Source organism: Candidatus Palauibacter australiensis, assembly GCA_026705295.1.
Classification (GTDB): Bacteria; Gemmatimonadota; Gemmatimonadetes; order Palauibacterales; family Palauibacteraceae; genus Palauibacter; species Palauibacter australiensis.
In genome coordinates, this window is record JAPPBA010000111.1 from 1 (window position 1) to 15544 (window position 15544).

A 15544-nucleotide genomic window follows, 5' to 3' on the forward strand; every position below is an offset into this window, starting at 1 on the left:
CAGGTATCCGACGCCGTCCTGCCGGTTCTTGAAGCGGTCCTCCATGATGGGAGGATCGGCCCATTCCGCCCCGGCGGGCGGCGTGGGCGGCGGGGCGAGGCTCGGCGGCGGGTAGGGGACGAGCTTGTTGAACGCGAGGTAGCGCCCGTCGGGCGACCAGCGGAGCCCGCGCGGCGATTCGATGAGCTGCGTGAGCGTGGCTGCCTCGCCCGTATCCATCCAGCGCACGTGGATCTGGCCGTCGTCGGTGTAGGCGATCCGGGTCCCGTCCGGCGACCACCGCGGGGACCCGCCCACGCCCACGCGCCGGTGATCCGACCCGTCGGCATTCATGATCCACAGCTCGGACTTCTTCGCGTCCCGCATGATGTCCATGGACGTGCGGACGTAGATGACCTGGCTGCCATCGGGCGAGATCTGCGGGTCGGCGGCGTATTCGATCTCGAACACGTCCATCGGCTCGAACCGGCCCTGCGCCGCCACCGGATCGGCGGCCACCGCGCCCGAAATGGCGACGAGGACCAGGGCGAACTTCATCATTCGGATCTCGTGAAGGCTCTTTTCGCGCTTCTCGTGCATCGTCGGCTCCCGGGATCGGACAGGGGACAGGGCCGGAAACATATCTACCCGATTCGACCCGCGGGCAACCGTCGCGTTATCGTCCGACTCGTCAGGGTCGTCCGACAATGTTGCCCGACCGCCCCGGGGTGATTGACATGATTCGGCTTACAGCACGACGCGCCGTCTTCCTGGCCACGAGCGCCGCCCTCGCGGCGGGCGCCCTCCCTCTCCGGCTCTCCGGGCAGGAGTACGACATCCTCATCCGGAACGGGCGCGTCATCGACGGCACGGGAAACCCGTGGTTCGCGGCGGACGTCGCCATCGCCGGCGACCGGATCGTGCGGATCGGGAGCCTCGGAGACGCGACGGCGCGGCGCGTGGTGGACGCGACGGGGATGTACGTCTCGCCGGGCTTCATCGACCTGCACTCGCATGCCGACCGCGCCATGACCTCCGAGCACTTGGAGGCACGGCGCGCGAAGAGCCTGAACAGCCAGGGGCTCACGACGGTCATCGGCGGGCCGGACGGCCGCAATCAGACGTGGCCGCTCAGCGCGGAGATCGCGGCTCTCCGGGAGCTGGGACACGCGATGAACTTCGTCCCCATGGTCGGCCACAGCACGGTGCGCGCCGAAGTGATGGGCAACGACTACTGGCGTGCGGCGACGGAGGACGAGATCGCCCGCATGCAGGCGCTCGTGCGCGAGGGAATGGAGTCGGGGGCGTGGGGGCTGGGAGCCGGCGTCGAGTACCGCCCCGCCCGCTACAGCACGCCGGAGGAGGTGATTGCCCTGGCCGAGGCCGTGGCCCCCTACGACGGTTTCTACGTCGCGCACCAGCGCAGCGAGGCGGCCATGCCGCTGTGGGAGTTGCCGAGCACCGTGACGGACTTGCCCGTGGACGGTAACGAGGGGCTGGCGGAGACTGTGAACGTCGCGCGCGAAACGGGGATCCGCGTCGTGGCGAGCCACCACAAGGCGCGGGGCCGCTCCAGCTTCGGCCGCTCCGAACAGGACACGCTGGTCGTGAACCGGGCGCGCGCGGAGGGGCTGCAAGTCTACCTGGACGTCTACCCGTACGAGACGTTCGGCGGGGGCGCGCGGCCCATGATCCCACGCTGGAGCCTGGTGCACGACACCGTGGACACGAGCGGCGGGAGGGATAGCCCGGTCTACAACCGCCCGGGGGTGTTCGACGATGCCCGGGGGCACCTGGAGCGCCGCTGGGCGGACCCGGAACTCCAGGCTCTCATCGCCCGCGACATCGAGTGGATCGTCGACCACAACGGGGGTCCGGACCGCGTAGTCGTGGTGGGCTACCCCGACCCGACCTGGGTGGGCCGCACGCTGGAGGAACTGGGGCGCCGGCTGGACGTCACGTACCAGGAGGTCGTCGTCCACATGGCGCTCAACGGATACGCGGACGTCCTCGGCGGGGCCTGGACGCGCGGCTACGGGATCCACGACGCGGACGTCATCAACTACTACCGGCAGGACTACACGGCCACGGCCTCGGACGCGGCCGTGAGCGGGGTCGAAGGCGTGCCCGAGTTCGCCTCGCGGCCCGGCGCGCACCCTCGCCATTTCGGCGCATTCACGCGCAAGATCGCCCGCTACGTGAAGGACCTGAAGGCGATCACGCTTCCGTTCGCGGTCCGCTCGATGACGGGGCTGCCGGCGCGGATCATCGGGCTGGAGGACCGCGGCTTTCTGCGCGAAGGCTACCGGGCGGACCTCGTCGTGTTCGACCTCGAACGCCTCCGCGATCGGGCCACCGTGCTCGAGCCGGACCTGTTCAGCGAAGGCGTCGACTACGTCATGGTGAACGGCGTGTTCACGGTCGACGGCGGCGAGTTCACCGACGAACTCCCCGGGGAGGTCATCCTGCGGCCCGGGAACTCCGCAAACTAGCTCGCGCCGTCGTCGTGCCGACGAGCCTTTGAGGCTTGACAGGCGATATCGATATGGCCAGAATGGCCAGATGAGACGAGCCAGCGTCAGCGAAGCGAAGAACGCCCTCAGTGGACTGCTGGGCGACGTCCGTCGCGGGGAAGCTGTGCTGATCACGCATCGCGGCGAGCCCGTGGCGCGGATCGAACCTTGCCGCCCGGACGACCTGGGCGGCGACCATGAAGTCGCGGACCTCGTACGGCGGGGCGTGGCAACCCCTCCCCGCGCTCCGTTCGATGTCGAACGCTTCCTGAGTGTCCCCGCCCCGCGGCTCACCGAAGGGGTGAGCGCCAGCGAGATCATCGTGGCCGAGCGCGCCGAGGGCCATTGAAATACTGGGACTCGTCGGCACTCGTGACACTTCTCGTGGACGAGGCGGGCAGCGCCCGGCGCCGTGCCACGATCCGGGACGATCCGGCGATCGTTACGTGGTGGGGAAGCCGCGTCGAATGCGCGTCGGCCCTGAACCGCCTCCACCGGGAGCGGCATTTCGAAGCCGGCGGGCTCGACCGGTCCCTGGAGCAGCTTCAGCGGCTGGCGGCCAGTTGGATAGAGATCGAGCCCCTCGAACAGGTTCGTAACCGTGCGATCAGGCTACTTCGGCTTCACCCGCTGCGGGGGGCGGACGCGCTGCAGTTGGCGGCGGCCCTTGCCGCGGCAGCCGAAGATCCGCAGCGGCTCGAGCTGGTCAGCGGCGACCACCGCCTCTCCAACGCCGCAAGGCGCGAGGGGTTCAAGGTTCTTTGAACTGGTCGTGACTGAGGACATCGGACAGTGTTAGATCGTACACTGTTCGCTTGAGGCCGTACCCCATCCCCGTGACCGGGAGAGATTATGCGCACGCGACTCCATGCCCTGCTGCTCCTCGCTCCCGTCGCCGCCTGCACCGCGGACGCGCCGCCGCCCGAGCCGTCGGCCGTGCGGAGCGCCAGCGATGTGACCGACGCTGTGCTCGAGGCGGCGCGGCCCGACGGCAACTGGCTCACCTACGGCGGCAACTACGCCGAGGACCGCTTCAGCACGCTGGATGAAGTCACGCGGGACAACGTCGACGGACTCGGCCTCGCCTGGACGTACGACATCGAACTACGAGGCGGCGTCGAGGCTACGCCGCTCGTCGTGGGCGGCGTCATGTACATCAGTTCCCCGTGGAGCGTGGTGCACGCGATCGACACGCGGACGGGAGAGCGGCTGTGGCGTCACGACCCCGGCGTTCCGCGCATCCGCGGGCGCCTCGCCTGCTGCGACGTCGTGAACCGTGGCGTCGCGCTCTACGAGGGCAAGGTGATCGTCGGCACGATCGACGGCCGCCTCGTCGCCCTCGACGCGGAGACCGGCGACGTCGTGTGGGAGACGCTCACCATCGACCCCGACGAGGCCTACACGATCACGGGCGCGGTGCGCGTGGTGCAGGGGCTCGCGATCATCGGCAACGGGGGAGCCGAGTACGGCGTCCGGGGCTACGTGTCCGCCTACGACGCGGACGATGGCGAACTCGTGTGGCGCACCTACACGGTGCCCGGCAACCCGGCGGACGGCTTCGAGTCCGAAACCATGGAGATGGCGGCGGAGACGTGGAGCGGCGAGTGGTGGGTCGCGGGCGGTGGCGGGACGGCCTGGGACTCGATCATCTACGACCCGGACCTCGACCTCCTCTACATCGGGACCGGGAACGGGTCCCCGTGGTCGCGGAGCCACCGGAGCCCGGGGGGCGGTGACAACCTCTTCCTCGCCTCGATCCTCGCGTTGCGCCCGCAGACGGGCGAGTACGTGTGGCACTTCCAGACGACGCCCGGCGACCACTGGGACTACACGGCGGTCCAGCCGATGACGCTCGCGGACCTCGAGTTCGACGGCCGCATGCGCCGCGTGATCATGCAGGCGCCGAAGAACGGGTTCTTCTACGTCCTCGACGCCGAGACGGGCGAGTTCCTGTCGGGTCAGGAATACATCGTGCAGAACTGGGCGGAGGGACTCGACCTCGAGACGGGCCGCCCCACGGACCGACCGGAAGCCGTGCACGCGGAGGTCTGGACGCTCATCACGCCGGCCGCCCTCGGGGGCCACAACTGGCAGCCACAGTCGTTCAACCCGGAGACGGGGCTCATGTACCTGCCGATCCAGGAGGGGTGGGTCGAGCGCAGCGAGCCGCCCGACTGGGTGTTCACGGACCTCGCGATCGAGGACCACAGCTACGGACCCGCCGTCAGCAACCTCGGGCTCCAGAGCCGCTATGGCGCCCGCGATGACGCCGGGTTCCTCGTGGCCTGGGACCCAAAGGCTCAGGAGGCGCGCTGGACCGTCGCCCAGCTCGGCTACTGGAACGGCGGGACGATGACGACGTCGTCGGGGCTCGTGTTCCAGGGCGGCGGGGACGGCCGCTTCGTCGCGTACGACGCGGAGACCGGAGACCAGTTGTGGGAGGTCTCCACCGGCCTCGGGATCCTCGGCGGCCCGGTAACCTACCTCGTCGACGGTCGGCAGCATGTGTCCGTGGCGGCCGGCTGGGGCGGCGCGCGCGGACGCAGCGGGTCTCCGTACGGCGACGCGGCGAACTACGAGCAGCGGGGACGGGTCTTCACCTTCGTGCTGGGCGGGACGGAGCCCATGCCGACGCCGCAGCGGAAACGGCCGGCGAACGTGCCCGACCTCGATCTGCCCACGGACGCCGAGTCGCTGGAGCGCGGGGCGGACGTGTACGGGCAGTATTGCGGCATCTGTCACGGCGGCGGAGGCGGCTCGGAGGGCGCGATGCCGAACCTGCAGCGGTCGACCGACATCGTGCACCGCAACTTCGAGGACATCGTGCTCGGAGGGAGTCGCGAGGCGCAGGGGATGCCGTCTTACGAGGGCCTGCTCGATCCCGAGCAGGTTCGGGCGATCCAGGCCTACATCGTGTCGGAGGCGAGGGAGACGCTCGCCGCGGAGGCCGAGACGCCGGCGGATGGCGACCACTGAACCGAGAGCCCCGAACCGACGACCACTGAACCACAACAAGAGGAACCGACTCATGAAGCGCTTCATCCTGGTCTCACTTCTTGCCACCGGAGGTTTCGCGGCCATGGCTTCCGATCTTTCGGCCCAGCGCGAGTACATCAACCCGCAACACGCCAGCGACGAGGGCCTGCCGTTCAGCGGCGCCGTCTGGGTGGGCGACCTGCTCTTCGTGTCCGGGTCGCTGGGACTCGTGGACGGGCGTCCGCCGAACGACGCGGAGGAGGAGGCTCGGCTCGTCATGGAGGCGATCAAGAACACGGTGGAGGAGGCCGGGATCACGATGGACGACCTCGTCTCCGTGCAGGTGTTCTGCTCGGATGTCGCTCTCTACGATGTCTTCAACGAGGTCTACCGGACCTATTTCACGGAGAACTTCCCGGCGCGCGCCTTCCTCGGCTCCGGGCCCCTCCTGTTCGGGGCGCGGTTCGAGGTGATGGCGATCGGCTCCCGCAACTGACGAGCTCACCGCTGCGCGGGGGCCGCTGAACTCGGGGCGAGGCCTGGTCACCAACGCCGGGCCCGGGCGGGGGCCCCGGCCCGATCTCGCCGACGCGCTGGAGCGGGGGGAGATCGTCTTCTTCCCCGATTGTCCGGTGGCACTTCCGCCGGACGCGGATCTCGAGCGGCTGCGCGCCGAACTTCCGCGCCAGTTGCGCGCGAAGAACGTCAGCTACCACCCGGAGAGCGGGCGTCTACGCGGCGTGGCGGCGCGCGGGGGGCTGCGGGACGCCGTTCTCGACACCCTCGCCGCGCACGGCGCCAGGGTTCGCGCCTTCCTCCGGGAGTACCTGCCCGCGCTTACCGAGGGATGGACGGTGGGGACGACGAGCTTCCGCCCGATCCAGGAGCGGGGCCGCGGCCTCTCCCCGCACGCGAGCAACGAACTGATCCACTTCGACGCTGGCGCCTACGGGGCGACCGACGGGGACCGGATCCTCCGCTTCTTCGTCAACGTGAACCCCGAGGAGGACCGCGTGTGGTGCACCAAGGGGACGTTCCCCGACGTCTTCGCGCGCTACGGCACCGAGGCGGGCGTGGCGGACGGCGGCTCGCTCGAGAGGAGCCCCGTGGACCGTCTCCGGGGGCGTCTGCTGCGAGGGATCGCGAAGGCGGGGCTCGGGGAGGCGGTGCTCGCGGACTCCAGCCCGTACGACCGTCTCATGCGGCGCTTCCACAACTATATGAAGGACACCCCATCCTTCCAGGAGCGGGACGAGACGTGGCGGGAGATCCGCTTCCCGCCCTTCTCCGCCTGGATGGTCCTCACCGACATGGTGAGCCACGCGAGCCTGTCCGGCCAGCACGCCCTCGTCGACACCTTCATCCTCCGCCTGACCGCCTGCCGCCGCCCGGAACTCGCCCCCCTCAACATCCTCCGCGGCCGCGACGGGTCGCGCCCGATGGCGTGAGGCCGGGGAGAGCCGGCAACCTCACCAGCCCACGGCGTAGGCCACGCGGCGGGGGTCGGCGCCCGCCATGAGGGCCCCAGTCGCGGCATCGAAGGTGATGCCCTGGATGCTGCCGAAGGCGTAACCGGGCGCGAGTTCCACGGTGTATCCCAACGCCTCCAGCGTCCCGGCCACGGCGTCGGGCAGGCGGTCCTCCAGGCGGAAGCGGATCTCGGCGCCGGGCCGGTAGAAGCTCGGCTCGCCGCTCAGGGTGAAGCGGGGCGCCGCGATGGCCTCCTGGACCGGCATCCCGAAGTCGAGGAGGTTCACGAGCACCTGGAACTGGGTCTGGCCGATCGTCTCGCCGCCCGGCGTCCCCAGCGCCGCATGGAACCGGCCGTCCCTGAGCACGATGATCGGGGAGTTGTTGAGGATCGGGATCTGCCCACCCCGGACGTAGTTCACATGGTCGGGGTACGGCGCTGTCGAGCCGATGCGGGATCCGTTGTTGAAGGTGAGGCCGGTGTTGCCGACCACCACGCCCGTGCCGAAGGCGCCGCCGTGGGTGGGCGTGGCCGCGACGACGTTGCCGAAGCGGTCCGCGATGGAGAAGCTGGTGGTGCTCCCCGCGTGCGCCTGTTCGGCCAGGTGTCCTCGCCGTGGCTGGATCGCTGCCTCTCCCGCCGCCTGCCCGGCGGCGCGCGCGCCCGGCTGGAATTCGTCGACCCGCACCGGGTTTCCGGCGCCCGGGTATGCCATCAGGCGGGACGGGTCGATGAGGGATCGGCGAGCCGCCGCGTAGTCCTTCGACAGCAACGCGCCGACGGGCACGTCGACCAGGGCGGGATCGGCCGCGTAGGCATAGACATCGGCCTTCGCGACCTTGATCGCCTCCGACAGGAGGTGGATGGTCTCCGCGCTCCCGGCGCCCAGCGCGCGGAGGTCGAATCCCTCGACGAGGTTCAACTGCATCGTCACCTCCAGCCCTCCGCGCGACGTCGGCGGGCTGGTGTACACATCGAACCCCCGGTAGGTGGTGTGGATCGGCTCCGCCCAGATGGGCTCGTAGCGGGCGAAGTCCTCCATGGTGAAGTCGCCGCCGTTCTCCGCGTAGAAGCGGGCCATCTCCTCGGCGATGTCGCCCCGGTAGAACCGGTCGAAGGCGGCCCGGAGCGCCTCCGAGCGCGTCCTGCCGGCCGCCAGGGCCGCCTGCTCGGCCTCGACCACCTTGCGCAGCGTGTTCGCCAGATCGGGCATGCGGAACGTCTCGCCGGGCTCGGGCACCCTGCCGCGCGGGAGGAACATCCGCCGGCTCGAGGGGAAGCTCTCGAAGAGGTCCTTGTGCGACTCGATCGCCGCCACCACGGACGCCTCGATGGGATGGCCGTTCTCGGCGTAATCGATGGCCGGGGCGAGCACCTGGGCCAAGCTCATGGTGCCGAAGCGGTCCAGGAGGGCGATCCATCCCCCGAACAGGCCGGGGACGACGCCCGCGTGAATGCCCTTGTTCAACTCGTCGGCCGTGCGGGTCGCGGGATCGAGCCCCCGGGGAGCGGCGCCGGTGGCCCCGAGCGAGTACACGCGGTCCGAGACGCGGTCGTAGAGCGTGACGAACCCGTTCCCCGCCATCCCGGACATCTGCGGCCGTACGATGTTCAGCGTGGCCAGCGTCGCGACGGCGGCATCGGCGGCGTTCCCCCCCGCCATGAGCGTGCGTAGACCCGCCATGGACGCCAGGGGGTGACCCGCCGTCACCAGCCCGTTCGGGCCCGGCACCGCGGGACGGTGGGCCGTCCGCTCGGCCGGCAGGCCGATGTTCACCTGCCGAGCCGCGGCCCCCAATGGAAGGAGGAGGAGAGACGCGGCGAACAGCGCAGTCATCCGGATCGGGAAGCGTTCCATCGGGTCCGTCCTTTGTGTGAAATCGAGACACCTGCAACGTCGGTCAGGATCAGAATCCCAGCACGCGGTAGTGGCCATCCAGGATCAGGCGAACGGAGACGTACAGCCCGAACGCCGGGCACAGCACCCAGAAGGCGTTCGGGGCGCCGACGTAGACGAGGAACTCGCCCTTCGTGATGAGCGCCTGCCTCCCGGCCACGAAGAAACTGACCCAGTAGAGCGACGACACGTACGTCCACTGCCAGAACAGCATGGCGGCCAGGATGCCGGCCACGACCGCCGGCAGGAAACCGAAGGTAAAGGCCGCGTACAGGACCAGCGTCGGAACCGGGGTGAAGAAGCCGTTGGCGATATCGACGGTGAACCCGAACGTACGGCGATCCGCATACGACTCGTCCACCATCGAGTAGGTCGCCCAGGCGTCCGCCCAGACCGTCGGGGACAAGATCCGCCTCGGCGGCACCCTCGTGGTCAGAAACTCGACGGCCGGCGTCCGGCCCGTCTCGCGCCGCCGTTCGCGCCAGTACACGGCACGCTCCTCGATGTAGTCGCGCCGCAGGTACAGGCACGCCTCCCAATAGCAGATCAGCAGGTTCGTCGAGAAGAACAGGCTGAACAGACCGTGGATGGCGTTGAGATCCCCGTGTACCTGGTAACGCGCGCCGATCCCGAGCAGCGCCAGGAGCGCGATGATCAGCGCCGATAACAGTCCGGCCGGCATCCCGGTTAGTAGGTGCCGTCGAGGAAGGTGTCGTGGAGGCGGTCGCGGCGGGCGATGGCGACGCATGCCTCGAGGTCCGAGAGGTACTCGCCGAGCACGGGCGTGTGGACGGCTGTGATCGGCTGGTGGATGGCGGGCGGCTTGCGGTGCTGTCCCATCATCCAACCCCGCTCGTTCATAAGCCTCGCGACGGCGAAGATGTTGAACGGTTCTCCGGGCTCGACATCGTAGCGGAAGAGGTTCGTGTCCCCTTCAGGTTCGAACACGTAGAGGCCGTCGATCGCCCTCACGCCCTCGATGGCTGCATCGGTCGTCTCCATGATCCCGCGCACGATCCCACGGTATCCCTCCCGGCCGATGTGCTGGAGCATCGTCCACGCGCACGCCACCGCACCGCCCGGCCGCGAGCCCTGCGCCGTCGCCGAGGCGTAGGAGCCGCCGGCGAGGTCGCGGATGACATAGCGGGCGTACCGCAGGTCGTCCCCGTTGGCGAAGAGGACGAGCGAGGCGCTCTTCTGCGCGAAACCGAACTTGTGGAGGTCGGCGGACAGGCTGGACACGCCCGGCACGGAGAGGTCGAAGTCGGGGACCGGATAACCGAGTTCCCGCGCAAAGGGCGAGATGAAGCCGCCGTAGCAGGCATCCGAGTGCAGGCGGACGCCCGTCTCAAGGGCGAGTTCACCGAGTTCCCGCATCGGGTCGATGAGCCCGTAGTAGATGGTGGGGGCTCCGGCGTAGATGACGATGGAGGCTTCATCGATGGCCTCGCGGATGGCGTCCACGTCCGCCCGGTAGTCCGCCCGGCAGTCCACGTACTTCATGTCGAGGTCGAGGATCTGGGCGGCCTTGTCCACGGAGGGGTGACGGCTGTAGGCGGCGACGATGTTGAGCCGGCCCAGGTCCGGGCGCGCCTCCCGCTTCATGTCGCGCGCGACCTTCACGGCCTGGAAGATGCTCTCCGTGCCCCCCGACGTGAACTGGCCCGCCGCGCCCTCGGGGGCGTTGAACACGTCGAGGCCCATCTGGATGACCTCTTCCTCCATCGCCCCGACGCTGGGAAAGGAACCCTGCCCGGAGAGGGCGTTCTCCACCGAATAGATCGCGTGGGACGCGTCCTGCACCCGCTTCATCTCCTCGTCCACGTAGTAGACGAGGTACGGAACGCGACCGTTCCTCCAGTCGTAATCGATCGCCTTCCGGCTGAGCAGTTCGCTCTTGAGCGTCTCCCACTCGATTCCCCGCTCCGGGAGCCGCTTTCGGGTCCGAACTTCAGGACTCAGGGTGCTGGTTGCCTGTGCCACTTCGCTGACCTCCGTCGCACGGTAGCGTGACCTGGGATCCGTCCGCATCACCGACCGTTGCCGGTCGTCGAAATCCAACCTTGTGTGCGGAGATGGGCGGGGCAACGCACGGGACGCGGACCGACCCTGCGCTTGGAGCCGGGGCTTGTCTGCGGAGGCGAGGTCCAATCAGATACCGGGGTCGTCGAACCGCCGACTCCAGACCCGAGACCGCCCCCCGAACCCGGGACCCGACAAGCGAATGGCCTGGCTGCAGACACACTGGATCGCGGTGGCGCTCCTCGCCGTGTACGGCGCCCTGCTCGTGCGACACGCGATCGAGGGCCGCCGCGGGACGAAGGGACGGACGGACTACTACGTCGGAGGACGATCGATGGGCGGGGTCGTGCTCGGCCTCTCCTTCTTCGCCACCTACTCGAGCACGAACAGCTTCGTCGGCTTCTCGGGACAGGCGTACACGTACGGGGCGCCGTGGCTCCTGCTCGCGCCCGCCGTCGTCGTCTTCTCGCTCTCGGCCTGGATCTGGGTCGCGCCGCGGCTGCGCGCCTTCACGGGGGCGGTGGATTCGGTCACCCTCGCGGACTACGTGGGGTTCCGCTTCGAGAGCCGGGCGGCGCGCGTCCTGGCGGCGGTCATCGTGATCTTCGCCAGCTTCCTGTACATGATCGCGGTCTTCAAGGGCATCGGGAACCTGCTCGAGATCTTCCTCGACATCCCCTACAAGGGCGCGATCGGGTTCGTGTTTGTCGTCGTCGTCCTTTACACGGCGGTGGGCGGGTTCATCTCGGTCGTGAAGACCGATGCGGTCCAGGGGATCGTGATGTCCATCGCCGCCATCCTCCTCTTCTGGGGGACGCTGAACAGCGCCGGGGGACTGGGCGCGATCGACGCGATCCGCGCGGCGCCGGCCACCTCGGGACTCTTCCGCTGGGACGCGGCCATGCCCTTCCCCGTCCTCGTCGGGATCATCGTGGCGGGGACGCTCAAGTTCATCGTCGATCCGAGACAGCTCTCGCGCTTCTACGCCCTCGCCGATCCGCAGGCGGTGCGCCGCGGGCTCGTCGTGTCAACGATCGCGTTCCTCGGCGTGTACACGCTCCTGCTCCCGATCGGGCTCTATGCCCACGCCGTGATCGGCAGCGGCCTCGCGGAATCAGATCTCGTCGTGCCGACGCTGCTAGGCGACGCGGGGATCCTGCCGGCGCTGCCGGCGGCGTTCATCCTCGTGGCGATGCTCGCGGCGGCGATGTCGTCGCTGGATAGCGTGCTGCTCGTGATGGCCTCGACCTGGGAGCGGGACGTGATCTCGCTCTTCCGGCCGCAGGCGGATGAGGGGCGCGCCGTGGCGCATACGCGGTTCTGGGTCGCGCTGTTCGCGATCATCACGGCCTGGCTCGCGCTCAATCCGCCGGGGAGCATCGTCACGCTCACGGCCTTCTCGGGCGGGCTCTACGCGGCCTGCTTCTTCCCGGCCGTGGTGCTCGGCCTGCTCTGGCGGCGAGGCACGGGCGCGGGAGCCGTGGCTTCGCTCCTGACCGGCTTCACGGTGTTGCTGTGCTGGGATCTGGTTCCGTTCTCGGACGCCGTGCACGAGGTCTTCCCCGCGATGGCGCTCTCGCTCGCCGCCTACGTGGCCTGCGGCCTCGCGGCCCCGCCACTGGCCGCGGCGCGCCGCCTCGACATCAGGCTCTGACGCGGTCCCGGCCGCCCGCCGCGATGTCTGGCAGTCCCAGGGCGAGCCGGCAGCACAGCGATCCGCGGTCCGCCCCGCTCCGGAGTTCGGCCGGCGGCTTCCAGTCACACTCGGAATACTGGGTGACGCCGGGGACGGCCTGGGGCACGCGGGGTTCGCCCGCCACGATCCGGGCCGCGTGCAGGCGCATCTCGAGCCGATAGCCCGGCCGGTCGAGGTGGCCCTCGCTCAGGCGGCCCAGATCCTCGGTCTCCACGCCGAGTTTCTCGCGGCCGATGCGCCGGACGAGAGCGTCGTCCGTCTCTCCGTCGGCAGGCGAACCCGCGGGGAGGCCCCACACGCCGGGCAGATCGGGATCGTCATCGGGGCGGCGCACGAGCAGCCAGCGGCGGGCCCCACCGGCCGACCCCGGATCCTCGATCACGAGGGCCATGGCCGGACGCGAAGGACGAGCGGCGGTGCCGCGGTCGCCCGTCATCGTGCGGCCATCGCCTCCAGCCGCTCGCGCGCGGCGTCGAAGCGGCCCAGGAGATCGGGGATGTCCGTACCTCCGTAGCCCGCGCTCAACCTGAGGCGCGCCACGCCCAGAATGGCGAGGAGTTCGGCAACGGCCGCTCGGCGGGCGGCGGGGTCGGAACTGCCGACGCTTCCGATCCAGACGGGCGCGGTGTGCGCGAACGGGTAATTCGCCATCATCGGCCAGCGGGCGGCGCCGCCGACGGCGCGCGCGGCGACCCATCCCCCTTCCGGGAGCGTCAGGTCGCCCTCGAAGCGGCGCGAACCGGGGCCGTCGAGCCCCTCTTCGCTCCACGCCACCTCGCCGTTCACCAGCACCTCGACCCGATCCACTCCGGTGGCGGTCGCGACATCGAGCGACCACGAAACGTCTCCACCGGACACGACGAGGCCGGGACCCGCCCCGCCTACGCTGAACTCGAGGAACGGCCCGTTGGTCACGAAGGTTCGACCACTCCGGAGCGCATCCATGTAGGTCGACCAGTTCTCAACGGCTCCGGTCTGCGCGTACACGCGCGAGGTGCCGATGGCCATCGTGCGGTAGAAGTTGTTCATCACGTCCGTCCCGGCCGAGGGCACGATCGGGATGCCGGCGTTCAGCAGCAGGTGCCAGATCTGGGAAGTGAGGACCTCGTCGCTCCACAGGCAGACGATTTCGAGCGCGTCCAGATCTCCGAGCACGGCATCGGGGACGAGTTCGATCGGCACGACCCCGTAGAGGTCGGCGATCGATGCTTCGGCCCACGGCGTCGCGCGCGCCATGCCCCGGGTGCTCACGGGGTGCACATAGTACTGGAAACCTCCCTGAGCCCGCGCATGGCGCAGCGGCTCGGCGTTCGCGCGGTCGTCGGATCCGTAGACCTGGTAGCCCGGCCCCCACACCCAGGGCCAGAACAGGTCGTCGATCTCGATCAAGCCCAGGTGCCCCAGGAAGTGTGACCGCACCTCCTGCCCGAAGCGGATGAAGGGCGGGCCGCCCGCGTGTCGCCATCTCCACAGATCCTGATCCTCGAACCGGTTGTGGAGGTTTGCGAGGAGCGGGGTGGCGAAGTCCAGCGCCTCCCCCAGCATCATCGGCGTCAGGTCGTCGGGAGAGAGGTCATACGGGCCGCCGTAGTTCAGGTGGAAATGATGTTCGCCCGAACTCCAGCCGCCGGCCCGGGCGTCCCAAACGGGAGACAGCACGACTTCAACCTCGGCGACGCCGGACGCCTCTCCGAGTTGCAGCGTCGTCGCCGCCTCGGGCGTCGCGAGTCCCTGCACGGCCGCGACCGTGACCTCGCCGACGGGCACGGTGACCTCGATGACGCCCGGCGAGTAGAAGAAGACGCGGCCGCCCTGCCCGTCGAAACGCGTCTGCGACGCCTCCGGGACGGCCGGATGCCCGGCCCCGTCGACGACGGCGAGCCGTGCCGGAACCGGCGCCCCGCCTTCCTCGCGGACGGTCCGAATGCGGAGAGTCGCGGTCGACTCGCCCCAATCCCACGCCGTCACGGGCACTTCGCGGACCGGCCCGCCCGCGGCGCGCACCCGCCTGAGCTCCAACCGTTCCTGGTCGTCGGCCTCCGAGAAGTAGATCCATTCGCCCGAAGGATCCCATGCCGGCGTCAGCGGCAGCCCTCCCGACGCCAGCAGGATCGACGGTCCGGGGTCGGCCACGTTCAGGAGCCGGAGGTCCCACCCCTCCTGGGTCGGCCAGTTGACGGCCACGGTGGACCCATCGGGACTCAGCGCCGGCCGCGCCATGGACGCGATGTTCCCCTCGATGAGCGTGCGCGGCTCCGGCGAATCGTCGGCGCGCACGACGACGCGGTCGCGGCCGCCGCTCTTCCACAGGTAGACGAGCGCGCGTGCGCCGGGTTGGGGCTTCAGTTCGAGCCCGGGCGCGTCGGTCACCGGCCGCCGGACGCCGGTCTCGATGTCGACCGCCCACAGATCCAGGGCTCGCACCTCCGATTCGGCCGATGAGTAGAAGAGTTTCGTACCGTCGGCCGAGAAAGCGGGATCGAGTTCCAGTCCGGGACTGTCAACGCGGCCGAGTTCGGCTCCGCTGCTCGCGGCGACCCAGACGATCTCCGTGTCTTCAGTATCGTCGCGTACGAACGCGACCAGTTGCCCGTCGGGGGACCAGGCGGGTCGCGCGTCGATCCCCCCGCCACGGGTCAGCCGCCGCGCCACGCCGCTCGCGAGGTCCATGACCCAGATCCACCCGCCCGAGGCGAACGCCACCCGCTCCCCGTCCGGCGACGGCGCCGGATCGATGGGTCCCGCCGTGAGCAGCGGAAGCTCGTAGCCTTCGAGGTACACGTGGTGGCCGTACCCCGCGACCTTCGGGTAGCGATTCGTCCACTGCGCGTTCACGCCCAGGGGCAACAGCGCGAGTCCGAACACGACCGCGCCGACAGACAGGAACGACGGAACTCGGCGGGGCGAAACCGAGGATGGAGAAGTCGATTTCGATCGCATGCGCCCTCCCGTTCGTAATTCCCGCAGTTCCGCCCGCCCGGAGAGTGAGC

General features: G+C 69.6%; 13 protein-coding genes. 7 read left to right on the forward strand and 6 right to left on the reverse strand.

All coding sequences use genetic code 11. The features are described 5' to 3' along the window. The coding region (locus OXN85_08565) for a DPP IV N-terminal domain-containing protein (GenBank protein MCY3600010.1) at positions 1–540 on the reverse strand (540 nt) is incomplete at its 3' end. 176 nt (positions 541–716) lie between these two features. Here OXN85_08565 and OXN85_08570 point away from each other — a divergent pair. The 6 genes from OXN85_08570 (at position 717) to OXN85_08595 (ending at position 6916) form a co-directional block, all read left to right on the forward strand. Further along, positions 717–2471 (forward strand): amidohydrolase family protein, encoded by a 1755-nt coding sequence (locus OXN85_08570; protein ID MCY3600011.1) that lies wholly within the window; start codon positions 717–719, stop codon positions 2469–2471. A 70-nt stretch (positions 2472–2541) separates the two neighbouring features. After that, the gene (locus OXN85_08575) at positions 2542–2841 is read left to right on the forward strand and encodes a type II toxin-antitoxin system prevent-host-death family antitoxin (protein ID MCY3600012.1); all 300 of its coding nucleotides are present in this window, start codon (positions 2542–2544) and stop codon (positions 2839–2841) included. After that, the gene (locus tag OXN85_08580) at positions 2838–3257 is read left to right on the forward strand and encodes a type II toxin-antitoxin system VapC family toxin (GenBank protein ID MCY3600013.1); all 420 of its coding nucleotides are present in this window, start codon (positions 2838–2840) and stop codon (positions 3255–3257) included. The genes OXN85_08575 and OXN85_08580 overlap by 4 nt, the downstream gene beginning before the upstream one ends. 87 nt (positions 3258–3344) lie before the next feature. Beyond that, positions 3345–5468: a PQQ-dependent dehydrogenase, methanol/ethanol family gene (locus OXN85_08585; GenBank protein MCY3600014.1), complete on the forward strand. Its 2124-nt coding sequence runs from the start codon at positions 3345–3347 to the stop codon at positions 5466–5468. A gap of 52 nt (positions 5469–5520) precedes the next feature. Next, positions 5521–5964, forward strand: a complete 444-nt coding sequence (locus OXN85_08590) for a RidA family protein (GenBank protein ID MCY3600015.1) — start codon at positions 5521–5523, stop codon at positions 5962–5964. A gap of 43 nt (positions 5965–6007) precedes the next feature. Next, positions 6008–6916 (forward strand): Kdo hydroxylase family protein, encoded by a 909-nt coding sequence (locus OXN85_08595; GenBank protein ID MCY3600016.1) that lies wholly within the window; start codon positions 6008–6010, stop codon positions 6914–6916. A 21-nt stretch (positions 6917–6937) separates the two neighbouring features. Here the strand turns inward: OXN85_08595 and OXN85_08600 are convergent, their stop codons facing one another. From OXN85_08600 to OXN85_08610, 3 genes are read right to left on the reverse strand one after another with little or no spacing between them, the layout of a single operon-like run. Then, positions 6938–8797, reverse strand: a complete 1860-nt coding sequence (locus OXN85_08600) for a gamma-glutamyltransferase family protein (GenBank protein ID MCY3600017.1) — start codon at positions 8795–8797, stop codon at positions 6938–6940. A 49-nt stretch (positions 8798–8846) separates the two neighbouring features. Next, a complete protein-coding gene (locus OXN85_08605) occupies positions 8847–9518 on the reverse strand; it encodes a hypothetical protein (GenBank protein ID MCY3600018.1) in 672 nt (223 codons plus the stop codon). A 5-nt stretch (positions 9519–9523) separates the two neighbouring features. After that, entirely contained in the window at positions 9524–10819 is a 1296-nt protein-coding gene (locus tag OXN85_08610) for a pyridoxal-dependent decarboxylase (GenBank protein ID MCY3600019.1), read from the reverse strand. Between the two features lie 241 nt (positions 10820–11060). On the opposite strand from OXN85_08610, the gene OXN85_08615 reads away from it, so the two are divergent. After that, positions 11061–12512, forward strand: a complete 1452-nt coding sequence (locus tag OXN85_08615; GenBank protein ID MCY3600020.1) for a sodium/solute symporter — start codon at positions 11061–11063, stop codon at positions 12510–12512. Here OXN85_08615 and OXN85_08620 read toward each other — a convergent pair. Both OXN85_08620 and OXN85_08625 read right to left on the reverse strand, forming a co-directional pair. Beyond that, complete coding sequence (locus OXN85_08620) at positions 12502–12990, reverse strand: NUDIX domain-containing protein (protein MCY3600021.1); 489 nt, start codon at positions 12988–12990, stop codon at positions 12502–12504. The two genes, OXN85_08615 and OXN85_08620, sit on opposite strands and share 11 nt — an antisense overlap. After that, positions 12987–15419, reverse strand: coding sequence for a CehA/McbA family metallohydrolase (locus OXN85_08625; protein ID MCY3600022.1), 2433 nt, complete (start codon positions 15417–15419; stop codon positions 12987–12989). Before OXN85_08625 ends, OXN85_08620 begins: the two co-directional genes overlap by 4 nt. Positions 15420–15544: the final 125 nt, after the last annotated feature.

Coding starts and splice junctions, on each gene's coding strand:
- OXN85_08600 (MCY3600017.1), bottom strand. CDS start 8,797: ATGGAACGCTTCCCGATCCGGATGACTGCGCTGTTCGCCGCGTCTCTC.
- OXN85_08575 (MCY3600012.1), top strand. CDS start 2,542: ATGAGACGAGCCAGCGTCAGCGAAGCGAAGAACGCCCTCAGTGGACTG.
- OXN85_08585 (MCY3600014.1), top strand. CDS start 3,345: ATGCGCACGCGACTCCATGCCCTGCTGCTCCTCGCTCCCGTCGCCGCC.
- OXN85_08620 (MCY3600021.1), bottom strand. CDS start 12,990: ATGACGGGCGACCGCGGCACCGCCGCTCGTCCTTCGCGTCCGGCCATG.
- OXN85_08605 (MCY3600018.1), bottom strand. CDS start 9,518: ATGCCGGCCGGACTGTTATCGGCGCTGATCATCGCGCTCCTGGCGCTG.
- OXN85_08615 (MCY3600020.1), top strand. CDS start 11,061: ATGGCCTGGCTGCAGACACACTGGATCGCGGTGGCGCTCCTCGCCGTG.
- OXN85_08590 (MCY3600015.1), top strand. CDS start 5,521: ATGAAGCGCTTCATCCTGGTCTCACTTCTTGCCACCGGAGGTTTCGCG.
- OXN85_08570 (MCY3600011.1), top strand. CDS start 717: ATGATTCGGCTTACAGCACGACGCGCCGTCTTCCTGGCCACGAGCGCC.